Annotated in this window: 24 protein-coding genes; 6 read left to right on the top strand and 18 right to left on the bottom strand. The window is 61.0% G+C overall.

All coding sequences use genetic code 11. The annotated features are described in order from the left end of the window. Nucleotides 1–31: 31 nt before the first annotated feature. From ugpQ to C3F38_RS03335, 11 genes are all read right to left on the bottom strand, one after another. Complete coding sequence (gene ugpQ / locus C3F38_RS03385; protein ID WP_047729384.1) at nucleotides 32–769, bottom strand: glycerophosphodiester phosphodiesterase; 738 nt, start codon at nucleotides 767–769, stop codon at nucleotides 32–34. Next, complete coding sequence (locus tag C3F38_RS03380; protein WP_055317335.1) at nucleotides 769–1,839, bottom strand: sn-glycerol-3-phosphate import ATP-binding protein UgpC; 1,071 nt, start codon at nucleotides 1,837–1,839, stop codon at nucleotides 769–771. Before C3F38_RS03380 ends, ugpQ begins: the two co-directional genes overlap by 1 nt. Before the next feature lie 5 nt (nucleotides 1,840–1,844). After that, nucleotides 1,845–2,690, bottom strand: coding sequence for a sn-glycerol-3-phosphate ABC transporter permease UgpE (gene ugpE, locus C3F38_RS03375; protein WP_019455301.1), 846 nt, complete (start codon nucleotides 2,688–2,690; stop codon nucleotides 1,845–1,847). Beyond that, complete coding sequence (gene ugpA / locus C3F38_RS03370) at nucleotides 2,687–3,574, bottom strand: sn-glycerol-3-phosphate ABC transporter permease UgpA (RefSeq protein ID WP_015376293.1); 888 nt, start codon at nucleotides 3,572–3,574, stop codon at nucleotides 2,687–2,689. The genes ugpE and ugpA overlap by 4 nt, the downstream gene beginning before the upstream one ends. Nucleotides 3,575–3,652: 78 nt before the next feature. Next, on the bottom strand, nucleotides 3,653–4,972 hold the full coding sequence (gene ugpB, locus C3F38_RS03365; protein WP_049195230.1) for a sn-glycerol-3-phosphate ABC transporter substrate-binding protein UgpB: 1,320 nt from the start codon (nucleotides 4,970–4,972) through the stop codon (nucleotides 3,653–3,655). A gap of 188 nt (nucleotides 4,973–5,160) precedes the next feature. After that, nucleotides 5,161–6,348: a PLP-dependent aminotransferase family protein gene (locus C3F38_RS03360; protein WP_047729390.1), complete on the bottom strand. Its 1,188-nt coding sequence runs from the start codon at nucleotides 6,346–6,348 to the stop codon at nucleotides 5,161–5,163. A 44-nt stretch (nucleotides 6,349–6,392) separates the two neighbouring features. Further along, nucleotides 6,393–7,094: a high-affinity branched-chain amino acid ABC transporter ATP-binding protein LivF gene (gene livF / locus C3F38_RS03355; RefSeq protein ID WP_038874157.1), complete on the bottom strand. Its 702-nt coding sequence runs from the start codon at nucleotides 7,092–7,094 to the stop codon at nucleotides 6,393–6,395. A gap of 268 nt (nucleotides 7,095–7,362) precedes the next feature. Further along, nucleotides 7,363–8,133 (bottom strand): high-affinity branched-chain amino acid ABC transporter ATP-binding protein LivG, encoded by a 771-nt coding sequence (gene livG, locus C3F38_RS03350; RefSeq protein ID WP_038874156.1) that lies wholly within the window; start codon nucleotides 8,131–8,133, stop codon nucleotides 7,363–7,365. Then, nucleotides 8,130–9,413 carry a high-affinity branched-chain amino acid ABC transporter permease LivM gene (locus tag C3F38_RS03345; protein WP_038874155.1) on the bottom strand — a complete coding sequence of 428 codons (1,284 nt, stop codon included), beginning with the start codon at nucleotides 9,411–9,413 and terminating at the stop codon, nucleotides 8,130–8,132. Before C3F38_RS03345 ends, livG begins: the two co-directional genes overlap by 4 nt. After that, on the bottom strand, nucleotides 9,410–10,336 hold the full coding sequence (livH, locus tag C3F38_RS03340; RefSeq protein ID WP_038874154.1) for a high-affinity branched-chain amino acid ABC transporter permease LivH: 927 nt from the start codon (nucleotides 10,334–10,336) through the stop codon (nucleotides 9,410–9,412). The genes C3F38_RS03345 and livH overlap by 4 nt, the downstream gene beginning before the upstream one ends. 117 nt (nucleotides 10,337–10,453) lie before the next feature. Beyond that, nucleotides 10,454–11,569 (bottom strand): branched-chain amino acid ABC transporter substrate-binding protein, encoded by a 1,116-nt coding sequence (locus C3F38_RS03335; RefSeq protein ID WP_025304902.1) that lies wholly within the window; start codon nucleotides 11,567–11,569, stop codon nucleotides 10,454–10,456. A 405-nt stretch (nucleotides 11,570–11,974) separates the two neighbouring features. On the opposite strand from C3F38_RS03335, the gene panM reads away from it, so the two are divergent. The 3 genes from panM to C3F38_RS03320 are packed head-to-tail and all read left to right on the top strand — an operon-like array spanning nucleotide 11,975 to nucleotide 15,643. After that, a complete protein-coding gene (gene panM / locus C3F38_RS03330; protein WP_055317336.1) occupies nucleotides 11,975–12,367 on the top strand; it encodes an aspartate 1-decarboxylase autocleavage activator PanM in 393 nt (130 codons plus the stop codon). Further along, nucleotides 12,364–13,581, top strand: coding sequence for a DUF3142 domain-containing protein (locus C3F38_RS03325; protein ID WP_055317337.1), 1,218 nt, complete (start codon nucleotides 12,364–12,366; stop codon nucleotides 13,579–13,581). Before panM ends, C3F38_RS03325 begins: the two co-directional genes overlap by 4 nt. Nucleotides 13,582–13,624: 43 nt before the next feature. Next, nucleotides 13,625–15,643 (top strand): hypothetical protein, encoded by a 2,019-nt coding sequence (locus C3F38_RS03320; protein ID WP_369916781.1) that lies wholly within the window; start codon nucleotides 13,625–13,627, stop codon nucleotides 15,641–15,643. A gap of 63 nt (nucleotides 15,644–15,706) precedes the next feature. Here C3F38_RS03320 and rpoH read toward each other — a convergent pair whose 3' ends face one another. From rpoH to ftsY, 4 genes are all read right to left on the bottom strand, one after another. Next, entirely contained in the window at nucleotides 15,707–16,564 is an 858-nt protein-coding gene (gene rpoH, locus C3F38_RS03315; protein WP_038874147.1) for an RNA polymerase sigma factor RpoH, read from the bottom strand. 318 nt (nucleotides 16,565–16,882) lie between these two features. Further along, a complete protein-coding gene (gene ftsX / locus C3F38_RS03310) occupies nucleotides 16,883–17,836 on the bottom strand; it encodes a permease-like cell division protein FtsX (RefSeq protein ID WP_033636680.1) in 954 nt (317 codons plus the stop codon). Then, nucleotides 17,826–18,497, bottom strand: a complete 672-nt coding sequence (gene ftsE, locus C3F38_RS03305; RefSeq protein WP_004934337.1) for a cell division ATP-binding protein FtsE — start codon at nucleotides 18,495–18,497, stop codon at nucleotides 17,826–17,828. Before ftsE ends, ftsX begins: the two co-directional genes overlap by 11 nt. A 5-nt stretch (nucleotides 18,498–18,502) precedes the next feature. Next, nucleotides 18,503–20,083, bottom strand: a complete 1,581-nt coding sequence (gene ftsY, locus C3F38_RS03300) for a signal recognition particle-docking protein FtsY (protein WP_055317087.1) — start codon at nucleotides 20,081–20,083, stop codon at nucleotides 18,503–18,505. 242 nt (nucleotides 20,084–20,325) lie between these two features. Here ftsY and rsmD point away from each other — a divergent pair, with 242 nt between their 5' ends. Together rsmD and C3F38_RS03290 are read left to right on the top strand one after the other, a co-directional pair. Further along, nucleotides 20,326–20,946: a 16S rRNA (guanine(966)-N(2))-methyltransferase gene (gene rsmD / locus C3F38_RS03295; RefSeq protein ID WP_033636678.1), complete on the top strand. Its 621-nt coding sequence runs from the start codon at nucleotides 20,326–20,328 to the stop codon at nucleotides 20,944–20,946. Then, nucleotides 20,936–21,208, top strand: a complete 273-nt coding sequence (locus tag C3F38_RS03290; protein WP_004934327.1) for a DUF1145 family protein — start codon at nucleotides 20,936–20,938, stop codon at nucleotides 21,206–21,208. The genes rsmD and C3F38_RS03290 overlap by 11 nt, the downstream gene beginning before the upstream one ends. Nucleotides 21,209–21,211: 3 nt before the next feature. Here C3F38_RS03290 and C3F38_RS03285 read toward each other — a convergent pair whose 3' ends face one another. Next, the gene (locus tag C3F38_RS03285) at nucleotides 21,212–21,568 is read right to left on the bottom strand and encodes a DUF2500 domain-containing protein (RefSeq protein ID WP_055317088.1); all 357 of its coding nucleotides are present in this window, start codon (nucleotides 21,566–21,568) and stop codon (nucleotides 21,212–21,214) included. Between the two features lie 160 nt (nucleotides 21,569–21,728). On the opposite strand from C3F38_RS03285, the gene C3F38_RS03280 reads away from it, so the two are divergent. Beyond that, entirely contained in the window at nucleotides 21,729–22,355 is a 627-nt protein-coding gene (locus C3F38_RS03280; protein ID WP_047729406.1) for a lysoplasmalogenase, read from the top strand. A 40-nt stretch (nucleotides 22,356–22,395) separates the two neighbouring features. On the opposite strand, the gene C3F38_RS03275 is transcribed toward C3F38_RS03280, so the two are convergent. Next, entirely contained in the window at nucleotides 22,396–22,773 is a 378-nt protein-coding gene (locus C3F38_RS03275) for an AprI/Inh family metalloprotease inhibitor (RefSeq protein ID WP_038874139.1), read from the bottom strand. 55 nt (nucleotides 22,774–22,828) lie between these two features. Beyond that, nucleotides 22,829–24,292: a serralysin family metalloprotease gene (locus C3F38_RS03270; protein WP_038874135.1), complete on the bottom strand. Its 1,464-nt coding sequence runs from the start codon at nucleotides 24,290–24,292 to the stop codon at nucleotides 22,829–22,831. Nucleotides 24,293–24,926 lie beyond the last annotated feature (634 nt).

Raw genomic sequence — 24,926 nt, 5'->3', positions numbered from 1 at the left:
GCTTGTCGTCGCGGGATTCATCGGTGCCGGATTAAAAATCCGGGCCGATCAAATCTATCCGGTCGGTGCAAATGCAGTCAACGCCCCAGTCGAGCAGCAGGCGCGCGCGATCCGGTTGGTTGACGGTGTACACCAGAATGCGCAACCCGGCGTCTTTCAACGCTTTTACCCGCTCGGCGGTCAGCGCTTTGTGATCGATATGCAGCGAGACGCAGTCCAGGCGTTCGGTCAGCTCGCGCCAGTTGTCGTCCCAGTCCTCGAGCAGCAGGCCGCGCGGCAAATCCGGCACGGTGCGCTGCGCCGCCGCCAGCGCTTCTACCGAGAAGGAAGAGAGCAGCGGATCGGTCTGCCCTTGCCACAGCAGCCGCGCCGCCAGCGCCACCACCCGGCCGGTTTCATCGTCGCTGCCGGTGGTCGGCTTGATCTCGATATTGGCCATCAGGCCGTGTTCCTGGCAGCGTTCCGCCACCTCCGACAACAGCGGCAACCGCTCGCCCTTGAAGGCCGAGCTGTACCAGTTGCCGGCGTCCAGCTGCACCAGTTTGTCCCACGGCAGTTCGCCCGCCACGCCCCAACCGTTGCTGGTGCGATCCAGCGTGTCGTCGTGCAGCAGGAAAATTTGCCCGTCCTGCGCCAGCTTGGCATCGAACTCGATCATCTTGTGGCCGTGGCGCGCGCCGACGTCGATCGCCGCCAGGGTGTTTTCCGGCGCCAGAGAACCGCCGCCGCGGTGGGCGACGATATGAGGGTAAGGCCAGGGTCTAGTCATCAATCCATCCGTAATCCGCTGTGGGTGTCAAAGAAGTGCAGCGCCTGAGCAGGCAGCTGCAAATATAGCGTACTGCCCGCCGCCGGCAAGGTTTCGTGCGACAGCCGCGCGATCACCCCGTGGCCGCCCCACTGGCCGTGCGCCAGATTGTCGGCCCCCAGCAGTTCCAGCGTCTGCAGCTGCAGCGGCACGCCCTGGCCTTGCGCCACCCGCTGAATATGCTCCGGCCGAATGCCCAACGTCAACTGCCGCCCCGCCCACTGAGGTTTGGCCGCCGGCAACGGCAGCACCATGCCGTCCGCCAGCAGCAGCTGGCCGCCGTCGGCGCTGAGGGTGCCGGGCAGCAGGTTCATCGCCGGCGATCCGATAAAGCCCGCGACAAACAGCGAAGCCGGCCGTTGGTACACTTCGCTCGGGGTGCCGACCTGCTCCGCCACGCCCTTGTTCATTACGATGACCCGCTGCGCCAGCGTCATCGCCTCCACCTGATCGTGAGTCACGTACAGGCTGGTGGTTTTCAGACGACGATGCAGCTGTTGCAGCTCCAGGCGCATCTGCACCCGCAGCTTGGCGTCCAGGTTGGACAGCGGCTCATCGAACAGGAATACCGCCGGCTCGCGTACGATGGCGCGCCCCATCGCCACGCGCTGGCGCTGGCCGCCGGAAAGCTCGCGCGGTTTGCGTTTGAGCAGCGGCTCCAGCTCCAGGATGCGCGCCGCCTCCTCCACCCGCTGGCGGATATGATCCTTGCCGAAACCGCGGATCTTGAGGCCGTAGGCCATGTTGTCGTACACGCTCATGTGCGGATAGAGCGCGTAGTTCTGGAACACCATCGCGATGCCGCGATCCTTGGGCTCCAGATCGGTCACGCGCCGGGTATCGATATAGATATCGCCGCTGGTGGTGCGTTCCAGCCCGGCCACCATCCGCAGCAGCGTGGATTTGCCGCAGCCGGACGGGCCGACCATCACGATGAATTCGCCGTCCGCCACATCGAGGTCGATCTGTTTGATCACCGGCGTTTTACCGTCGTAAGACTTGGTGACCGCCTGTAGTTTTAATCCTGCCATCGTCGTTATTTCTCGCTATCAACCAGACCGCGCACAAACCAGCGCTGCATCAGAAGCACCACCGCCAGCGGTGGCAATAAAGTCAGAATCATCGCCGCCATCACCTGGTTCCACTGGGTCGGCGCGCCGGAAGTGGAGATCATGCTCTTGATGCCCGCCACCGCGGTGCCCATCGAGGCGTCGCTGGTGATCAGAATCGGCCACAGGTATTGGTTCCAGCCGTAGATAAAGGTGATGACGAACAGCGCCGCCAGATTGGTTTTCGACAGCGGCAGCACGATGTCCCAGAAGAAACGCATCGGCCCGGCGCCGTCGATGCGCGCCGCCTCCAGCAGCTCATCCGGCAACGTCATGAAGAACTGACGCAGCAGGAAGGTCGCGGTGGCCGAGGCCATCAGCGGCAGCGTCAGGCCGGTGTAGCTGTCCAGCAGGTTGAGGTTGGAGATCACCTCCACCGTCGGGAAAATACGCACCTCCACCGGCAGCATCAGGGTGAGGAAAATCAGCCAGAAGAACAGGCTGCGCAGCGGAAAACGGAAGTACACGATGGCGTAAGCCGACAGCACCGACACCGCGATCTTGCCGAAGGTGATCGCCAGCGCCATGATCACGCTGTTCAGCAGCAGCAGCGAGAACGGCACCTTGAGGTTGCCCACGCCGCCCTGCCAGATATTGCGGATGTTCTCCCACAGGTGGCCGCCGGGCACCAGCGTCATCGGCACCTGAAACACCTGCTTGTCGTCCAGCGTGGCGGCGACAAAGGCCACGTACAGCGGGAACAGCACCACCAGCACGCCGATAATCAGCATCACATGGCTGAAGATATCCAGCCCGCGTCGATTCTCAATCATTGATAGCGCACCTTACGTTCAACAAAGCGGAACTGGATCACCGTCAGGCCGATCACCAGCAGCATCAGGATCACCGACTGCGCGGCAGAGCTGGAGAGATCCAATCCGGCGAAGCCTTCGCGGTAGATCTTGTAGATCAACGTGGTGGTGGACTGCACCGGCCCGCCGCCGGTGGCGGCGTCGATCACCGGGAAGGTATCGAAGAAGGCGTACACCAGATTGACCACCAGCAGGAAGAAGCTCACCGGCGCGATCAGCGGCAGCACCAGATGGAAGAAACGCCGCACCGGGCCGGCGCCGTCGATGGCCGCCGCCTCCACCAGCGAGCGCGGGATCGATTGCAGCGCCGCGAGGAAAAACAGGAAGTTATAGCTTATCTGCTGCCATACCGAGGCCAGCACCACCAGGAACATCGCCTGGCCGCTGTTTTGCGCATGGTTCCAGTTATAGCCCAGTCCGTTGAGGAAATGGGTGATCAACCCCAGGCCGGGGTTGAACAGAAAGATCCACAGCACCGCCGCCACCGCCGGCGCCACCGCATAGGGCAGGATCATCAGCGTGCGATAGAGGCGGCTGCCGCGCAGCACGTAGTCCACCAGCGCGGCGAAGAACAGCGACACCGCCAGCCCGATGCCCGCCACCAGGAAGCTGAAGATCAGCGTGGTGTAGAACGAGTCGAGATAGTAAGGATCCTGAAACAGCTGCTTAAAGTTATCCAGCCCGACAAACTGGCTGGACAGGCCGAACGGATCGAGGCTCTGCACCGAATACCACAGCGCCTCGCCGGCGGGCCATAAAAAGAAGACGGCGGTAATCAGCAGCTGCGGCAACACCAACGCATAGGGCAACCAGCTGCAGCCGAAACCGGGACGGGAAGATGACATAGCAGTTAGACCATTAATCGGGTACGGAAGGATCGGCGTGAAGACGCGAGCCCGATCGGACGGGCCCGCGACGCAGGGTTACTTGGTTGATGCTTCGAAACGGCGCAGCAGCACGTCACCGCGCTGCACGGCGGCGTCCAACGCCTGCTGAGGCGTTTTCTTACCGGTCCACACGCCTTCCAGCTCCTCATCCACCACGCTGCGGATCTGCGGCATGTTGCCCAGGCGCAGGCCCTTGGTGAACGGCAACGGCGGCTTGTTCAGCATCTGGCGAGTGGCGACGTCGGCACCCGGGTTCTTGTCGTAGAAGCCCTGTTGCTTGGTCAGATCGTAAGCCGCGGTGGTGATCGGCAGATAGCCGGTCTTCTGGTGCCATTCGGCGGCGATTTCCGGCTGCGCCAGGTACTGCAGGAACTCGGCCACGCCCTTGTAGGTGGCGGCGTCTTTGCCATTCATCACCCACAGGCTGGCCCCGCCGATGATGGCGTTCTGCGGCGCGTTTTTCGCGTCGGCGTCGTACGGCATCATGCCGACGCCATAGTTGAATTTGGCGTAGTGTTTGATGTCCGCCAGTGAACCGGAAGAAGCGGTGGTGATGGCGCAGTCGCCGTTATAAAACTTCTCGGTGGATTCGTCTTTGCGGCCGAAGTAGGTGAAATCGCCCTTCTTGTTCATCGCCTCCAGCAGCTCGATGTGCTTGACCTGCAGCGGCTTGTTGAACTCCAGCTTGGCGTTGGTGCCGCCGAACCCGTTGTTTTCGCTGGCGAACGGCACGCCGTGCCAGGCGCTGAAGTTCTCCAGCTGGATCCAGCCCTGCCAGCCGCTGGCGTAGCCGCACTTCATGCCGGCCTCACGCAGCTTGGCAGTATCCGCCGCCAGCTCCTGCCAGGTTTTCGGCGGCTGGTCCGGGTTCAGGCCGGCCTTCTTGAAGGCGTCTTTGTTGTAGTACAGCACCGGCGTGGAGCTGTTGAACGGCTGAGACAGCAGATGGCCGCTCTTGTTGTCGGTGTAATAGCCGGCTACCGTCGGCACGAACACCGACTCGTCGAAGTTGATGCCGGCCTCTTTAAACACTTCGTAGACCGGTTTGATGGCCTTGCTGGCCATCATGGTGGCGGTGCCCACCTCGTAAACCTGCAGGATCGCCGGCGCCTTGCCGGAGCGGTAAGCGGCGATGCCCGCCGCCAGGCTCTGTTCGTAGTTGCCTTTATAAACCGGCACAATCTTGACGTCGCTGTGCGACTGGTTGAAGCGATCCGCCAGGGAATCCACTTCCTTACCCAGTTCGCCTTCCATCGAATGCCAGAACGGGATCTCGGTCGCCGCCAGCGCCTGAGTGCTGACCGCCAGGGTCAACGCGACGCACAGCGTGGTTTTGCGAATAGCGTAGGTGAGCATGCCTAACTCCTGAAAAAAGCTGGTGTAAAAGCGCGTGAGCGAAAAGAATCAATTTTTTGTTCGGAAGCTAACATGCCATGCGCGGATGACAGAAAAATAACCGTTACATGACAGCCACATGACGGCAAGGTGAAGTGAAGATGGCGGTTTGATGTCGGCGGCGGGCATGGGCTCCGCCGCCGCGAGGATTACAGCGAACGGCGCAGACGCGCCACCGCTTCCTGCATCTGCTGTTCGGTGGCGGTGGCGAACGACAGGCGGAAGGTCGAACGATCCGGGTTGTCGGAGAAGAAGTATTCCCCCGGCACGAACACCACGCCCTGCTGCAGGGTAGCGTTCAGCCATTCGGTGGCGTTGAACGGCTGGCGGAAACGTGCCCACAGGAACATGCCGCCCTTCGGCTTATCGAAGGTGATGTAGTCGCCCAGCTCCTGCTCCACCAAACCGGCCAGGATCTCGCCCTTCTGTTTGTAGGCGGCGCGGATCTTGTCGATTTGCGCCGGCAGGCGGCCCAGGCCGAGGTAGCATTCGACGATGCTCTGCGACAGCGCGCTGGCGTGCAGATCCGCCGCCTGCTTGATGATCGCCACTTTATGCAACAGGAACGGCGGCAGGATCGCCCAGCCCAACCGCAGGCCCGGCGCCAGGATCTTGGAGAAGGTCGAGGTATAGATGATATGGTCGGTGTTGCCCAGCACCCGCTGCGACACCTGATGCAGCGTCGGGTGGCGCTCTTCGGTGAAACGCAGCTCGCCGTACGGATCGTCTTCGATGATCAGGAAGTTATGTTCGGCGGCCAGCTTCACCAGCAGTTCGCGGCGCGCGGCGCTCAGGGTGATGCCGCTGGGGTTGCCGAAGTTCGGCACCACGTACACGCCCTTGATGCGCTGGGTTTTCAGCAGCTCGGCCAGCTCTTCCACCACCATGCCGTCGCTGTCGGACGAGACCGACATGATGCTGGCTTCCGCCAGCTCCAGCGTTTGCAACGCCGCCAGGTAGGTCGGGCGCTCCACCACGAACACGTCGCCGGGGTTGACGATGGCGCGCATCACCAAATCCAATGCCTGCTGCGAGCCGGCGGTGACCATCACCTCTTCCGCATCAGCGGTGACGCCGCGCTCGGCGCACAGCGCGCAAATGCGCTCACGCAGCAGCGGGCTGCCCTCGGTCAGGCCATACTGGAACGCGCTTTTCGGCTGTTCGGTGATCGCCTGCTGGGTGGCAATGCTCAATCCTTCGAAATCGAACAACGCATCAGAGGGGATGCCGCCCGCCAGCGAAATGACGTGTTCCATCTTGCTGTGCTTAAGCAATTCACGGATGGCCGAACTTTTTACGTTAACGATGCGCTGCGCGAGTAACCCTTCTGTCTTCATTTCTTCTTCTCGTACCTGATTATTTTAATTCGTAGGGGGGCGGATTAACCGCCCAGATACGCCGACCTCACTGCTTCGTTGGCTAACAATGCAGCCCCCGTATCTTCCAACACCACGCGGCCGTTTTCCAGCACATAACCGCGGTCCGCCAATTTCAGCGCCTGATTGGCGTTTTGCTCCACCAGGAAGATGGTCATGCCCTCTTCCCGCAGCTGCTGAATGATGTCGAAAATCTGCTGGATGATGATCGGCGCCAGCCCGAGCGAGGGCTCGTCGAGCAGCAGCAGCTTCGGCTGGCTCATCAGCGCGCGGCCGATGGCCAACATCTGCTGCTCGCCGCCGGACATGGTGCCGGCGCGCTGGCTTCGGCGCTCCAGCAGGCGCGGGAACAGAGTGAACACCCGTTCGATGCGCTGTTGATACTGCCGGCGATCGGCGAAGAAGCCGCCCATCGCCAGGTTTTCTTCCACCGTCATGCGCGAGAAGACGCGCCGCCCTTCGGGCACGATCGCCACCGCTTCGCGCATGATGCGCGAGGTTTGCCACTGGGTGATGTCCTGGTTCTGAAAGACGATGCTGCCTTCGCTGGCGCGCGGCTCGCCGCACAGGGTGCCGAGCAGCGTGGTTTTACCGGCGCCGTTGGCGCCGATTAACGTCACGATTTCGCCCTGGCTTATCGTGAGACTGACCTGATGCAGCGCCTGAATTTTGCCGTAATGGGCGGATACCTGATTGAATGACAACATAAAGACTGCGCCCCATCATTGTGCGTGAGCATCGCTGGTGATTATTTCGCTGCGCAGCAAGGCGCGAGCCGTGAGGTTTGGTGGGCCAAATAAACGGTGAGTAACGCAGCGGCGCGGCGAAATAGCCCCAGCCCTGCGGGTCGCGCCCCAAAAACCCGCTCTCTGCGTTGTCAGATTCGAACATAGTCCCGCTATGTTCTTCATCTTCCGCCTTGATAGCGGGTTTTTGGGTCTGCGACGATGCCGCGAACAATGATGGGACACAGTCTTAAGCCTCGCCCAAATAAGCCCGGATCACGTCCGGGTTGTTGCGGATCTCCGCCGGTGTGCCCTGCGCCAGCGGCGTGCCCTGATTCACCACGTAAATGCGGTCGGAAATGCCCATCACCAGCTTCATGTCATGCTCGATCAGCAGCACCGATACCTTATGCCGATCGCGCAACTCGACGATCAGGTGATCCAGCTCGTCGGTCTCTTTCGGGTTGAGGCCGGCGGCCGGTTCGTCCAGCATCAGCAGCTCCGGCCGGGTCACCATGCAGCGAGCGATCTCCAGCCGCCGCTGCTGCCCATAGGCCAGGTTGCCCGCCGAACGGTTGGCCATCTCCAGCAGGCCGACGCGTTCCAGCCACTCCGCCGCGCGCGCCAGCGCTTCAGCTTCGGCGCGGCGGAAGGCCGGGGTTTTCAACAGCCCGGCGAACACGCCGCTTTTCAGGTGCTGATGCTGCGCCACCAGCAGGTTTTCGATCACCGTCATTTCACGGAACAGCCGCACGTGCTGGAAGGTGCGCACCACGCCCATGCGGGCGATGGCCTGCCCCGCCAATCCTTCCAGGTGGCGATCGCGCAATTTGATGGTGCCGCCGGTCGGGCGGTAAAAACCGGTCAGGCAGTTGAACACCGTGGTCTTACCGGCACCGTTGGGGCCGATCAGCGACACGATTTCGCCTTCGTTCAGCGTCAACGCCACGTTGTTGACCGCCAGCAGCCCGCCGAAACGCATCGACAGGCCCTCCACCTGCAGCAAAGGTTGAACGCTCATGCCTGCTCCCCCTTACCCGCGTGAATGTCCGCCGCCTGCAGCTTCAGCTGCGGCCGTTTCATCGGCAACAGCCCCTGCGGCCGCCAAATCATCATCAGCACCATCAGCGCACCCAGCAGCAACATGCTGTATTCATTCAGATCGCGCATCAGCTCGCGCGACACCACCAGCAGGATCGCCGCCAGAATGACCGCGAACTGCGAGCCCATGCCCCCCAGTACGACGATCGCCAGTACGAAGGCCGACTCGACAAAGGTGAAGGATTCCGGGCTGACGAACCCCTGCCGCGCGGCGAACAGCGTGCCGGCAAACCCGGCGAAAGCGGCGCTGATGGTAAAAGCGGTCAGCTTGATGCGCGTCGGGCTGAGGCCCAGCGAGCGGCAGGCGATCTCGTCTTCGCGCAGCGCTTCCCAGGCGCGCCCCAGCGGCATGCGCAGCAGGCGGTTGATGACGAACAGCGTCAGCACCACCAGCAGCAGTGCCACCAGATACAGGAACACGATGCGATCGCTCGGATCGTATTTCAGGCCGAAGAAGTTATGGAAGGTATCCCAACCACCGTCGCGCACGCTGCGGTTGAACTCCAGGCCGAAGAAGGTCGGTTTCGGGATCTGGCTGATGCCGTTCGGCCCGCCGGTGATCTCGGTATTGTTCAGCAGCAGGATGCGCACGATCTCACCGAAGCCGAGCGTCACGATTGCCAGATAGTCGCCGCGCAGACGCAGCACCGGGAAACCGAGCAGGAAGCCGAAGGCGGCGGTGACGATGCCCGCCAGCGGCAGGCTCTCCCAGAAGCCGAGGCCGTAATAGTGATTCAGCAGCGCGTAGGTGTAGGCGCCGATGGCGTAGAAACCACCGTAGCCGAGCACCAGCAGACCAGACAAGCCCACCACCACGTTGAGGCCGAGGCCCAGCATCACGTAGATCAGCGTCAGGGTGGCGATATCCACCGTGCCGCGCGAGACCAGGAACGGCCAGGCGACCGCCGCGACGATGAGCAGAGCCGCCAGCAGCTTTTGCCGCGGCGTGGTGCCGTCGAAGCTCGGCAGCACAAGCGCCGGGCCGGAGACTTTTTTCAATCCCTGCTGCAGCAGCGGGCGCAACAGCTGGAAGAAAAAGACGATGACGCAGCCGATGCCGATCCACATCCAGCGTACTTCCGCCGCGCCGTGCACCACCAGCTTGGTGCCGTCCAGGCTGAGCTGCATGCCCATCAGGAACGACGCCATCACGAACAGCACCGCCGTGGCGATCAGCGCATTGAGCAGATTGAGTTTCATACTTTCTCAACCTCCGGACGCCCGAGGATGCCGGTCGGCATGATCAGCAGCACCACGATCAGCAACGCGAACGACACCACGTCTTTATATTCAGTGCTGAGGTAGGCGGAGGTCAGCGCTTCCGCCACGCCCAGCACCAGGCCGCCGATCATCGCGCCGGGAATGCTGCCGATACCGCCCAGAACCGCGGCGGTGAAGGCTTTCATACCGGCCATAAAGCCGATGTAAGGGTTGATGACGCCGTAGAACTGGCCGAGCAATACCCCGGCCACCGCCGCCATCACCGCCCCGATGACGAAGGTCAGCGAGATCACCCGGTCAGTGTTGATGCCCAGCAGGCTGGCCATCTTCAGGTCTTCCGCACAGGCGCGGCAGGCGCGGCCCATGCGCGAATAGCGGATAAACAGCGTCAGCGCCAGCATCGCCAGGAAGGTCACGAGCCAGATGATCAGCTGCATGGTGCTGATGGTGGCGGCGAAGCCGTTGCTTTCCCCCAGCACCCACTGGCCGGTCACCAGGCTGGGCAGCGCCAGATCGCGTGAGCCCTGCGTCAGGCTGACGTAGTTTTGCAGGAATATCGACATGCCGATGGCCGAGATCAGCGCAATCAGGCGCTTGGAGTTGCGCACCGGCTTGTAGGCCACCCGCTCGATGCTCCAGCCGTAGGCGCTGGCGATGACGATCGAGACCAGGAACGCGGCGCCGATCAGCAACCAGCCGACGTCGATGCCGAGCATCATCAGGGCGGCGATGACGATAAAGGAGACATAGCTACCGATCATGTACACCTCGCCGTGGGCGAAGTTGATCATGCCGATGATGCCGTAAACCATGGTGTAACCGATGGCGATCAATGCATAGGTGCTGCCCAACGTTAAGCCGTTGAACATCTGCTGCAGAAAATAGAGGAGCTGCTCTGACATACTCTGAACCCTTGGCTGCGAAACCCGCCGGCGGAGAACCGGCGGGTAAAGGGAGACGGGGCCGGCAAGCCGACCCGCCGGGCGCAGCGGGCTGCGCCCCACCCTAATCATTATGGCTTATTTGATCGGTGTGGACGTGCCGTTGGCATGCCATTCGAACACGCCGAACTCGAAGCCTTTCAGATCGCCCTTGTCATCCCAGGTCAGCGGCCCCATCACGGTCTCCACCGGCTTGCCGGTTTTCAGATCCTTGACGATGTCCGCCGGCTCCTGGCTGCCGCTGCGCTCCATGCCGGTGGTCAGCGACTGCAGTGCGGCATAGGTGGTCCAGACGAACGGGCCGGTCGGATCCAGCTTCTTGGCTTTCAATGCATCGACGATCGGCTGGTTGGCAGGCACCTGGTCGTAGCGTTTCGGCAGCGTCACCAGCATGCCTTCCGAAGCGGCCCCGGCGATGTTGGACAGCGAGGAGTTGCCCACGCCTTCCGGCCCCATGAAGCGGGTGGTCAACCCGGCCTGCTTGGCCTGACGCAGGATCTGGCCCATTTCCGGGTAGTAACCGCCGAAGTACACGAAATCGATATTTTCTTTCTTCAGGCGCGCCACCAGGGTGGAGAAGTCTTTGTCGCCGGCGGTGATGCCTTCGAACATCGCCACTTCGGTGCCCTGTTTTTTCAAGCTGTCGCGCACCGAGCGGGCCAGGCCTTCACCGTATTGCTGCTTGTCGTGCACCACGGCGATGCGCTTCGGCTTGATGTCGCTGAGAATGTATTTGGCGGCGGTCGGGCCCTGATCCGAGTCCAGGCCGGTGGTGCGCAGGATCATCTTGTAGCCGCGGGTGGTCAGATCGGCGTTGGTGGCCGCCGGGGTAATCATGATCACGCCTTCGTCTTCATAGATATCGGACGCCGGCTGGGTAGACGAGGAGCACAGGTGGCCGATCACGTAGCGAATGCCGTCGTTGATCACCTTGTTGGCGACCGCAACCGCCTGTTTCGGGTCGCAGGCGTCGTCGTATTCCACGCCAACCAGCTTGTCGCCCTTGATGCCGCCCTTGGCGTTGATGTCGGCAATCGCCTGGCGCGCGCCGGTAAACTCCATGTCGCCATACTGCGCGACCGGGCCGGACATCGCCCCGACGATCGCCACCTTGATGTCTTTCGCCATGGCCGCCTGGCTCATGGCCATCGCAATACAACCCGCCAGCAGTGCCTTACCTGTTGTTAATTTCATCCGCAAATCCCCATCTGTCGTTGTGAACGTACCTGTTGTGTTTGCCTGCGCCCGATCGTTATTGACCGCTTTTGTTATAAGTAATAATGATTTAGGCGTTTTATCGGCATTATTTTCTAATAAGACTTTATTTTTCATGCCATTAAACAGGAATTTTCTTCTGCAAATCAACTTCATCCGGCAGAAACAAGCGGTGTAAACAGGATAAAATTCGAATTAAATCTGCGCTCTTTACCTTGAGGCGTAGTGCGTTGTGCTGGTTAACAATCCGTTTACTAACTATTTACTCGGAAAATGCCCCGTGCAAAAAACATATTGCACAGTAATCGTACAGAAAAACTTACACAACGCTCTGCACAAGATCTATTACACTGTCGGCATCATTTAGCTGCGCGGAAATTCTGCATGAAACTGACCATCGAGCGCCTGACCGCGCTGTCCCCGCAAGACCTTATCGACCTCGGTAAAATTTGGCCGCACCAGCAGCCGGAACAGTGGCAAAGCTGGCTGAGCGACGGCAAGGTGCTGTTCGCCGCCCGCTTCAACGAGCGGCTGCTGGGGGCGGTGAAAATCGCGCTGCAGGACGACCGCGCCGAGCTGCAGGACTTGCTGGTGCGCGAAGTGACGCGCCGCCGCGGCGTCGGTCTTTACCTGGTGCAGGATGCGCAGCGTCAGCTGCCGCAGGTCGCCCACTGGCAGCTGTCGACCGCCGGCCTGGCGCCGCGCGAACGCGGGGAAGTCGCTAACTTCATGCGCGCCTGCGGCTTCGCACCGCAGGGCGATCTCTGGCAAAAATGAAACGCCGGCTGGCGGCGCTGGTCTTGATTGCGCTGGGGCTGGCGGCCGCACTCCTCGGGCGCCAGCAGGCGCTGCGCCTGGCCTCAGGCTGGGATCAGCAGGTTTATGTCTGGCAGCGGGTTTGGACGCCGCAGCACGCCGATGCGCTGGCGCACAGCCGCGATCTGTTCGGCGCGCTGCGCGTGCTGGCGCTGCAGGTACATCCGCGCGAAGGCTGGCGGGAAATCCCGGCCGATCTCAGCCTGCTGAAGCAGGACGGCCGCCCGCTCTGGCTGGTAGCACGCCTCGACGGCCAGCTGCCGCAGCTGGACCAAGAAGCCATTATCCAGCGGCTGCTGGCGCTCACCCAGCGCTGGCAGGCGGCCGGGCTACCCGTCACCGGCGTCGAGATCGATCATGACGCCGCCACCGCCCGCCTGCCGGACTACCAACGCTTTCTACAGCGGCTGCGCCAACGGCTGCCCACCGCTTTGCAACTCGGCATCACCGCCCTGCCGGCCTGGATCGGCTCGCCCAACCTGCCCGGCGTACTGCAACAGGCCGACAGTTCCGTCCTGCAGGTGCACGCGGTGCTCTCGCCGCAGCAGGGGCTGTTTGACGGCCCCTTGGCACTGCACTGGGTGCGGCAGTACGCCGCCGTCACACCGAAGCCGTTTCGCGTCGCGCTGCCGGCCTATGGCATGGCGCTGCTGGGGTTTGATGCGCAGGGCGCGCAGGTGGAGAGCGAATCCTCGCTGCGCGTGGCGGGCAACGGCCGCGAGCTGACGGTCGCTCCGCAGCAGATCGCCGATTTTCTGCAGACGCTGGCGCAGCAAACGCCGCCCCGGCTGCGCGGCATTATCTGGTTCCGCTTGCCGCTGGCGGACGATCGGCGCGCCTGGTCGCTCGCCACGCTGCGAGCGGTGATCGAACGGCGGCCGCTGAACGTCGAGTGGCAGGTAAAATTTAGGCCTCAGCCACAGCAAAATGGGCTGTATGATCTGATAATTCATAACAACGGGCCGGTGGACGCCCCGCTGCCGCAAGAGGTGATCATCCGCGCCGACGACTGCCTGGCGGCGGACGCGGTCGGCAACTACCGGCTGGAATCCGCACCGCAACGGCAACGCTTTATTCGCATCAGCGGCGACCAGCTGCGCGCCGGGCAATCCCGGCCGCTGGGCTGGCTGCGCTGCCAAAAACTGACGCCAGGAGGCACCCTTGTCACACCTTGATTCGCGCGCGGCACGGAACACCCGCCGCCTTCTTCCGCTGGCCATGCTGATCGGCGCCGCGCTGGCGCTGCCGCTGAACGGCTATGCCTGCGGCCCGGATTTCCCTAACCGGCTGCTGATCGACCGCAACGGCACCCTGCTGTATATGCCGGAGGGCAATTTCGCCTTCGAAGCCGGCCGGCTGGTGCCGGCGGATAAGCAGCTGCCGCGCTGGCAAGCCCCGCCGCCGCCGATGCCGCCGAAACCGATGCCGCAGTCGCCGGAAACGGTGGCGATCGGCAAAATGCGCGCCGCCAAAACGGTGGAAGAGGCTGACGCCGTCAATACTCAGGGGTTGTCCAACGCCGCGCGCCTTTATCAACTGGGTGCCGTCGCTTTCGCCGGCCACGATCCGCGCGCCACAGAGTATTTCCAGCAGGTGCTGAAGCTGCCGGCCGCCGAACAGGGCGACTGGGGGCTACGGGCGCAGTATTCGCTTGGACGGGTGTTGATGAATGACCACGGTACGCCGATGAATGAATCTGGTGAAGCGGCGCCCGCCCCCGAGCATCCGCCTAAAGCCGAACTTGAACAGGCGCTGGCGGCGTTCCAGCAGGTGATCAATCGGGTGAAAAGCGGCGCCGCCGACCCCGATCAGCTGGCGCTGAGCAGCCTCGGACAGCAGGCGCGCATCCACCTGTGGCTGGGTGACGTCGCTCCCGCCGCCCACCTGTACGCACAGCAAGCGGCGCAGGGCGATCCGAGCGGCGGGCAGTCGCTGCAGTACGTCTCCAGTTTCCTGGTCAATCCCGACCATCTGGAAACGCTGAAACAGGTTATCGGCGATCCCTTAATCCAACAGCTGGTGACCATTGAACTGTTCGCCCGCAGCGGCAACCTGCAGATGGCGGATACCGACGGCAACGGCCGCTCCGCACAGATCATCAGCCAGATCCTGGCGCTGCTGGACGGCACGGTGAAAAGCGGCTTCGCCGGCAGCGATCGGCTGGCGGCATTGGCCTACCGTTCCGGGCAGTATCCGATGGCGGCCAGCCTGCTGAAAAACGCCGGCGACAGCGGCCTGGCGTGGTGGCTGCGCGCCAAAATGGCGCTGCGTGACGGTGATGTGAAAGCCGCCACCGCCGCCTACGCCAAGGCGGCAAGCGCGTTCCCCGCCGACGAAAGCTGGGGCGAACAGCGCAACGCCGACTTCGTCGCGGAAACCATCGTGCCCGAGTGCCGGGTGGCCGGCGAACAGGCTATCCTGGCGCTGAACCGCGGCGACTATCTGCAGGCGATGGACCTGCTGTATCGCGGCAAGGCGCTCTACTGGGCCGACGTGGCCGATGTGGCAGAGCGCGTGCTGACCGTCGATGAGTTGAAAGGCTTTGTCGATAAACACGTCCCGGCGCCGACGACGCCGCTCAAGCCGGTTAACCCGGACGACTACGGCGGCCAGCAGATCACGCCGGAAGTGCAGCTGCGCGAGCTGCTGGCGCGGCGCTTGATGCGCGCCGGGCGGGCCGCGGAGGCGCAGGCCTACTTCGATATCCCCAACTACCGCCTGGCGGCGCAGCAGTATGCCGACGAGCTGAAGGCCGCCAAGGATAAGTCCGCCGCGCCGCTGACGCGCGCGCAGGCTTACTATCGCGCCGCCAACCTGCTGCGTGCCCAGGGGCTCGAATTTACCGGCTATGAGATGACGCCGGACTACGCCATCTATGGCGCCGGCTATTCCTATCTGGGGGATGCGTTCGATACTCGCGAGCTGAAGCACAAAAGCTGGATAGACAACGCAGAAGCGGCGCGCGCCAAGGCGGCGCTGCCGGCACAGGACAACCGTTTCCTGCACTATCGCTGGCAGGCCGTGGGGTTGGCGCAACAGGCGGCCGATCTGCTGCCGCCGAAAAGCCAGGCCTACGCCGCCGTGCTGTGTAACGCCGCCAGCTGGGTTATCAAGCGCGACGCCAAGACCGGCCGGGCGCTTTATCAGCGCTACATCAACACCGGCACCCGCTACCCGTGGGCGGCAAAATTCGGCTACGACTGCCCGGCGCCGGACTTCGCCGCCGTGGCGCCATAACGCCGAATTTCAGGCATGAAAAAGCCCGGCTTGCCGGGCTTTTTTTTCGAATATCGCATCGACTCAGGCTTCGATCGCCATTTTCAATTTCTTCATGGCGTTCTTTTCCAGCTGGCGCACGCGCTCGGCGGAAACGCCGTACTGATCGGCCAGCTCCTGCAGCGTCGACTTGTTGTCGTCGTCCAGCCAACGGGCGCGGATGATATGCTGGCTGCGCTCGTCCAGACCTTCCAGCGCATAGGCCAGTTTGTCTGCGGCGTTGCTTTCCCAGTTATCTTCCTCGATGCCTTCGGCGAAGTCGGAGCTCTTGTCCTGCAGGTACAGCACCGGCGCCATCGCCTGGCCATCGCGGGCCTCGTCGTCCGGCGTCGGATCGAAGGTCATGTCCTGCGCCGCCATGCGAGATTCCATCTCGCGCACGTCTTTGCTGGTTACGCCCAGCTCGCGGGCCACCAGCTCCACTTCGTCCTGGTTGAACCAGCCCAAACGCTGTTTGGTTTTGCGCAGGTTAAAGAACAGCTTGCGCTGCGCTTTGGTGGTCGCCACTTTCACGATGCGCCAGTTGCGCAATACGTACTCGTGGATTTCCGCCTTAATCCAATGCACCGCAAAGGAAACCAGACGCACGCCGACTTCAGGGTTGAAGCGGCGAACGGCTTTCATCAGGCCGATATTGCCTTCCTGAATCAGGTCCGCCTGCGGCAGACCGTAGCCTGAATAGTTGCGGGCAATATGAGCGACAAAGCGCAGGTGAGACAGGATGAGCTGCTTAGCGGCATCCAGATCGCCCTGATAATGCAGCCGTTCAGCCAGCTCCCGCTCTTCCTCTGCCGTCAGCATCGGATAGGCGTTGGCTGCCCGGATATAGGCTTCCAAGCTACCTTGGGGTACTAAGGCTAAAGTTTGCATTTCTTTGGTCATTCAAACCCTCTCTATGAGAATACAAAATCATGCAGGTGATTATTACAGCGGGGAAATGATTGATTCTACGGCAGTTGCTGAAGCAAAAGCGGTTCCACACGCCGGGCACCTTAACATTTGCTGCTAATTTTTGACCGTACTCCGCCCTATAAGTTCACCCTTTTTTGCAAGCATTGTTGCTGACAATACGTGACGAGGGTGCAGGCCGATAGGGAATTTGTGCGCTAAGAAGAGAGATGTGGTGCTGACTTCGCTTGAGGTCACTCTTCTCCCGCAACGCGATCAAAAGCAGCAGGAGAAGAGTATACCAAAAAAATCTTACTGTGGTGTAAATCGGCGTAAATGTTGCACTGTCGCCAGCCAGGCGGCGATCCAGCCGATCATCGCGGAGATGATCAGCAGCAGCAGCGCCTCATCCCAGCCCAGCCCGTGCAGGGTGAAGGTGGTGCCGAATACCTTGGCTACCCCGGCGACTACCGACTCCAGCTGCCACACCAGCGCGCCGGAGAGCACCAGCGACAGCAGCGCGCCGGCAAAGCCCAGCATCGCCCCGCCGTTGAGGAACGGCCGCAGGATAAAGCCGTCGGTGGCGCCGATCAGCTTCATCACGTTGATGGTGTCGCGACGGCTGAAGATGCTCAGACGCACGCTGTTGCCGATCACCAGGAACACCGCCACGATCATCAGCACGCCGATGATCGCCGCGATCTGGCCCGCCAGCCCGGTCAACGCCGCCAGCCGGGCAAACCAGCTGTCATCCATGCGCACTTCTTCAACGCCCTGCACCGCCGCCACGCGATCGCGCAGGGTGTTGAGGGTATCCGAACTCTGGAAGCTCATCTTCGGCGTGACGATCGCCACCGCCGGCAGCGGGTTCTCTTCCAGCATGTCCAACGCGCCGCCAAAGCCCGACCAGTTACGGAACTCGCCGCGCGCTTCTTCACGCGACAGGTAGTTCACCTTCTCCACACCGGCTTCCGCCTTGATGGCGTCGAGCACTTTCAGCGCCGCGTCGTCATCGAGCGATTTATCCAGGTAGACCGTCAGCTGCGGCGTCGGGTACCACTGGCTGGCCGCGGTGCTGACGTTTTTCCACACGATGTAGCACACGCTCGGCAGCGTCAGGGAGATGGCGATCACCATCACCGTCAGCAGCGTCGCCAACGGCTGACGCAGCATGTCTTTGATGGCGTTCATCCAGGCATAACGCCACTGTTCGCGCCAGCCGCCGCGCAGCGCCTTGCTCTTGGCGGTTTTTGCGTTATTGGCCATGGTGAGCGCCCCCTTGCATGCGGCCCTGACTCAGCGTCAGGATGCGGTAATTACGGCGGGCGATAAGCCCGGTGTCGTGCGTCGCCATTAATACGGTGACGCCGACGCGGTTGAATTCTTCAAACAGGCGCAGAATGCCTTCCGACAGCGCGTCGTCCAGGTTGCCGGTCGGTTCATCCGCCAGCAGCACCGCCGGCTTATTCACCACCGCACGGGCGATGCCCACGCGCTGCTGCTCACCACCGGACAGCTGAATCGGGAAGTTCTTCGCTTTATCCAGCAAACCGACCTTGTCCAGCGCGGCGGAGACGCGGCGACGGATGTCTTCGGTGCTGGCGCCGGCGATGATCAGCGGCATCGCCACGTTGTCATACACCGTGCGATCCAGCAGCAGATGGTGATCCTGGAAGATCATGCCGATCTGCCGACGCAGGAACGGCACCTCGCGGTTTTTCAAACGGCTGATGTCGTGGCCGCCAAACCAGATGTGCCCGGCGCTGGGCCGTTCGATACCGCAAATCAGTTTCAGCAGGGTACTTTTCCCCGCGCCGGAATGGCCGGTCAGAAACGCCATTTCCGCCGGGCGCAGATGGAAATCGACCCCCTGCAGCGCTTGCCGTCCGCCCAGATAAGCTTTACTGACCTGTTCAAAGCGAATCATCCGTATTAATCCTCTCGGGCAAAAAGTGCCTCAATAAAATCGTCAGCCTTAAACGGCCGCAAATCTTCGATGCCTTCCCCGACGCCGATATAGCGAATCGGGATACCGAACTGATCGGCGATGGCGAAGATCACCCCGCCCTTGGCGGTACCGTCCAGTTTAGTCAGCGTGATGCCGGTTAAGCCCACGGCCTCATTAAATAATTTCGCCTGACTGACCGCATTCTGGCCGGTGCTGGCATCGAGCGTCAGCATAACCTCATGGGGGGCCTGGTCGTCCAGTTTTTTCATGACGCGGACGATCTTCTTCAGCTCTTCCATCAGGTGCGATTTGTTCTGCAGACGGCCGGCGGTATCGGCGATCAACACGTCGACGCCGCGCGCTTTGGCAGCCTGCACCGCATCGAAGATCACCGAAGCGGAATCCGCGCCGGTATGCTGCGCCACCACCGGGATGCGGTTGCGTTCGCCCCACACCTGCAGCTGCTCTACCGCCGCGGCGCGGAAAGTATCCCCCGCCGCCAGCATCACCGACTTGCCTTCCGCCTGGAACTGACGCGCCAGCTTACCGATGGTGGTGGTTTTACCCACGCCGTTCACGCCGACCATCAGGATGACATACGGGGTTTTCCCGCTGACATCCAGCGGCTGATCGACCTTGGCCAGAATTTCGGACATTTCCTCCTTCAGCTTGCCGTACAGCGCTTCGGCGTCTTTCAGCTGCTTGCGGCTGGCGTGCTGGGTCAGGGAGGTGATGATCTTGCGCGTGGTTTCTACGCCGACATCGGCGATCAGCAGCTGTTCTTCCAACTCGTCGAACAGGTCGTCGTCGATCTTTTTACCGCGGAACAGCCCCATAAAGCCGGAGCCGAGGTTTTGCTTGGTCTTCAGCAGGCTGCGCTTCAGGCGAGCGAAGAAGCCTTCTTTGGTCGGGCGCTCCTGCTCTTGCGCAGCGGCCGGCACCACAGGTTCAAACGGTTCCTCTTCTTCCTGCTCGGGTTCAGGCTCGACGACCGGCTCGGGCTCAACGACTGGCTCGGGTTCGACGACCGGCTCGGGCTCAACAACCGGCTCAGGCTCAACGACCGGCTCAGGTTCGACGACCGGCTCGGGCTCAACAACCGGCTCAGGTTCAACAACCGGCTCAGGTTCAACAACCGGCTCAGGTTCAACGACAGGCTCGGACTCAACAATCGGCTCGGGCTCCACAACCGGCTCAGGTTCCACAACCGGCTCTGGCTCGACGATCGGCTGCTGCTGCGCCACTACCTGCTCGGTCACGCTGACAATCTCTTCGGCCAACGCTTGCGACGTTGGGTGTTCGGCCGCCGCCGGCAGGTTCTCCGCGATTTGTTCGCCGGCCTGACCGTTATCCCACTCTCCCGGGGTGTCGACGGAGGCGGCAGGTTCAGATTCCTGGGCGGGGAGCTTGTCATCCAGCTTGGCGGCTGCCGGTTCAGCCGGCGTCTCCGCGGCCTGAGGCTCCGCCTGCTCTACCGGCTGCTCAGGTTGCTGTTGCTCTTCTTCCTTTTCCTTCTGGCCAAAGCCCAGCCAGGAGAAAAACCCACGTTTCTTATCTTTTGCCATGTTATGACTCTACTCCGTACCGAAGGCTCGCTTACCCTACATACCTGAAGGATATATGCTGACAATAATCCGCCGAGTCTATCACTTTCCCTCGCGCAGCAACACGCATCCGGCATGCTTTCCGGTGTGAAATCAGACAACAACGTTTTACCGTTCCCCCCGACGCCCGTCACCGGTAGAATAGGGGCAACTTTTCGTTAACCTCTGCGGCCCCGCGCCGCAAAAGAAATCAAACAACGCTTATGACAAGACTCTCGCCACGGGCGGCGGCCAAAAAACCGCCCCAGGCCGCAGCCGGACAGATCCGCATCATCGGCGGCCAATGGCGCGGTCGCAAGCTTCCGGTGCCGAACAGCCCGGGGCTGCGCCCCACCACCGATCGGGTGCGCGAAACCCTGTTCAACTGGCTGGCGCCGGTGATTCAGGGCGCGCGCTGTCTGGACTGTTTCGCCGGCAGCGGCGCATTAGGGCTGGAAGCGCTGTCGCGCTACGCCGGCAGCGCCACGCTGCTGGAATTCGAACGACCGGTGGCGCAGCAGCTGGAAAAAAATCTGGCGCTGCTGCAGGGCAAAGGGGTGGTTATCAACACCAACGCGCTGAGCTGGCTGGCGGGCGAGGGCCAACCGTTTGACGTGGTGTTTCTCGATCCGCCGTTTCGCAAAGGCCTGCTGGCGGAGACCGCCTTGTTGCTGGAGCAGCGAGGCTGGCTGGCCGACGAGGCCTGGATCTATGTAGAAGCCGAGGCGGAAAGCGCCGCGGCGGACGTGCCTGCCAGCTGGCAGCTGCACCGGGAGAAAGTCGCCGGCCAGGTGGCCTATCGCCTTTATATTCGTTCGCAAGAGAAAACCGACCATGCTGATTAATCTGGGCCGCCTGCTGATGCTGTGCGTGTGGGGCTTCCTGCTCTCTAACCTGTTCCATCCGTTTCCCAAGCCGCTGAAGTATTTCATCGACGTGGCGCTGTTCTTCATGGTGGTGATGCACGGCCTGCAGCTGGTGCTGCTGAAATCCACCCAGCCGAAGGATCAGCCGATCAGCTACTGGCAAGAAGCCAAGATCTTTATCTTTGGCGTGTTCGAGCTGTTGGCCTGGCAGAAGAAACAGCCGCCCATCAAGAAAAAGTGACCGCTACGGCTTAACGGTGAAAGAGACGAAGCGCGTGCCCTGCATGTTCAACGTGCCCTGCGCGCCTTTTTCTATCGGGTTGTATTGCCACTGTTTCAGCCGAAGCGTGATGTCTTCACCGCCCTGTACCGGGCGGAACACCACCTCGTAATACATCGGCTCATTGACCAGCGGTTCGCGCTGCGGCGCACGGGTTTTGGCGACCGGGAAGCTGCGCTTGTCGCTCACCGTCACCTGCAGACTGCGCATCGGTGCACGGTCGTTTTCCGCCTCCTGCTGGCGCTGTTTGAAATAGCGTTGCGTGGCCAGCACGGCGATCAGCGCAATCACGGCGACAAAAAACAACGGTGGCTTGCTCATCGGTTTCCCCATTTCCTTCACGGCCAAATCGGCGTAAACATAGCATTCTCAAGAAAGCATTGTCGATCGTCGGCAGGCTACCTACACTGAAATAAGAAGTGACATGGGTGACAGTTTGGAGCCGGTTGTTGCGGCTCCCTCATACATAAGGAAGACATCAATGAGTTGGCCGTTTCTTGCCGTATTCTTTTCCGGTTGGCTGTTCGTCGACGCCTCATACCGTGGGCCGCGCTGGCAGCGCTGGGTGTTCAAACCCGTCACGCTGCTGCTGCTGTTGCTGTTGGCCTGGCAGGCGCCGGTGCTCAGCGCGGCAGGTTATCTGATCGTACTCGGCCTGCTGGCGACGCTGATCGGCGACGCGCTGCTCCTGTTGCCGCGCGAGCGGGTACTGTACGCCATCGGCGCCTTTTTCCTCTCCCACCTGCTGTATACCCTGAGCTTCGCCAGCCAGATGACGTTCAGTCTGTTCTGGCCGCTGCCGCTGGCGCTGCTGGTGATAGGCGCGTTGCTGCTGGCCACCCTTTGGACCCGGCTTGAAGAGATGCGCTGGCCGATCGTCACCTACGTGGCGATGACGCTGCTGATGGTCTGGTTGGCGGGCGAACAATATTTCCTGCGCAGCACCGATTTCGGCTTCTCGCTGCTGACCGGCACCTCGCTATTGCTGCTGGCCAACGTCGTTTGGCTGATCAACCGCTACCGTTTCACCTTCCGCGCAGCGGACGCCATCGTCGCTTTCTGTTACTTCTCCGGCCACTTCCTGATCGTGCGCTCACTCTACCTGTAACGACCTGCCGCGGGTTCGGTACGCCGAACCCGTTTCCACATCAAGCCAACGCTTTCAACGTTAAGGCATCATCGGCGCCCAGCTGATTGCGATACAGATCGCCGTCGCGCGAGAAGAACGCCAGCGTGCTGCCATCCGCCCGCAGCAGGGCGATGCCATCCGGCGCCGGGCGCCAGCCCACCACCTCGGCCGCAAACACGCTTTGCAGACAACGTTGCCGATCCACCAGCTGATAGCCGTTGGTTTCACTTTGCTCATTCGCCAAAAACTCGATTTGGCATTGCCGTTCGCTGTCGGCAACCTGCCATTGCCCCGCCAGCGACTGCGCGGTCGGCAGCGCCAGGCTGCCGGCCATGACCGCACTCGTCACCATCATGCCGCCCGCCGCCAGAGCGGTGCGCGTTAAAGTACCTTTCATACCGGGCTCCCACATCACGCCCGGCCGAGACTGCGCCGGGCGTGTCGTTGCTGTGTTACACGATAAAGTCGGTGGCGACGTCTACCTGACCGACGATTTTCACCAGGAAGTCCGGCGACTGATGACCCCCGATGTTCACCGCCAGATCGGTCACGTTGTTGGAAGCATTGTAGCTGAGCAATGCTTCACCGGCCGCGCCGCTGAAATGATCGACGAAGTGGATGAAATCGCTGCTCTGCGCCTCTTTGTTGAAGAACGACAGGTCAATTTTGTCGATCCCTTTCTGGAAGTCGCGGATCCAGTCCGAAGCACCCGGTGCAGAATCGCTGGCAGCGGTGAACACGAAGGTATCCTGGCCGGAACCGCCCCACAGCTCATCCGCCCCGCCGCCGCCGAACAGCACGTCATTGCCCGCACCGCCTTTCAGCACGTTGTTGGCCGCATTGCCGACGATCACGTCATTGCCGGAACCGCCAATGGCGTTCTCGATGGTCACCCCGGCGGCGATCGAGACGTTGCCCTTCAAACCGCCCACGTCGGAGAACGATTTCTCATTCAGGTTGATGCGCTGGTTCGCGGTGTAACCGGAGAAGTCGAAGGTATCGTTGCCGCCCGCATCCCAGACCGCAAAGATCAGTTTTTGCGAGTTGCTGGTGGTGCTGAGGAAGTCACGACCGGTGTTGGAGTTAAAGCCGTACACGGTGTCGCCGGTGCGGGTCGACAGGTTGGCGCCATACAGATGTTGAATGGCGGCAATGTCATCCAGCAGCGGAGCAGCGGCGTAATGACCGCCGTTATCCCCACCGGTGTTGGTTTCGCTCCAGTAGCTCATCAGGCTGAACTGGCGGGTATCTTCCGCATAAGTGGCGTCGCGGTAGGTTGGGTTGCCTTCACCGGCGTTGTAATCGCCCGGGTGGCTCAGGCCCAGCGCATGGCCAATCTCATGGGTGAACGTCTGGCGGCCGTAGTCTTCGGTCGCCGGGTGTTTCACGTTGGATTGGTTGACGTTGTACCAGGTCTGGCCGCCCAGATCCTGACCCTGCCAAATGGTGTTCGGCAGGAAGGCATAGGCCTGAGTGCCGTAATCATAGTGGCCGGGGCGATCCTGGCTGTAGTTGCCGAAGGTGATGTTGGCTTTTTGACCGGCCGCCACTTCGGTGAAGGTGATATTGGCGACGTCGGCCCAGGACTGCAGCGACAGCTTAGCCTGCTGCTGCTGTTCCGCGCTGAACTTGCTCAGCCCGGTGTCGCCGGCGACGTTGGTGGCAGAGAACTTATAGTCCGGGAAGGAGAAGGTTAATTTAACCGGCTGGCCAAATACCTTGTAACCGTTCCAGGTTTGATTCTCTCGGGTAATAAACAGCCCAGCTTGCTCGTTAGAAAATGAATCCTTGCCATTAATCTGAATCCCGTTGCCACGCTCATGATAATGCAGCAGGTCGGCTACAGCATCGTAGCCGGTTTTAGCGGCTGCGAAGTTGGATTCAGTAATTTCAATTGCCTTTTTAGTAGATTGCATTGGTTCGATTCCACTCATTATCTGATCGCTATCAATCAGACAGATAGACATAACCTCCCCGTAAGCTACGGTGAATGAACCTTAAGCTTGCTGGAAGGGGCTTATGCGCCGTTGTCGGCAGTGTGTTAGGTAGAATTAATGCATATATATCAGCAAATAAGATTGCCATTAAAAATGGTAATCGATTCCAATTATAGGCAGGGCCGCGAAACTGAACATAAAATAATCAACCTTTTATTGTCTAAACGAAAGTTTGTTATGCTGCTTTTTAGGTTTATTTACAAAACAAATGAAACTTAACGAGGATAAGTTGGCACCAAACTTCAATAACAATGCGGCCTGCAGGCACAAGCGAATCATGCTGGCTTGGTACGGGCAAAAAGGTAAATTTTGTTAAAGCGTTATAGGTTAATAACTCTTTATTATTAGGTCAGGCGACTTTTTAGTTTCTATAGGAATATTATTTTCTTATTTAAACTAACGGCAGTGAGGCTTTTCACCCAAATAGGGGATAAGAAAAGCCTATAGATTTAAATTCGCATTATTCATTATTGAATGAATACCCCTTTATACACTCGAACGCCGTTAGCAATAATTCTCATCCGGCGCTTGACTCTGGAGTTGACTCCAGGGT

This window comes from Serratia sp. SSNIH1 (assembly GCF_002935055.1).
Lineage (GTDB): Bacteria > Pseudomonadota > Gammaproteobacteria > Enterobacterales > Enterobacteriaceae > Serratia > Serratia nevei.
This window is presented reverse-complemented; position numbering and strand designations above follow the sequence as displayed.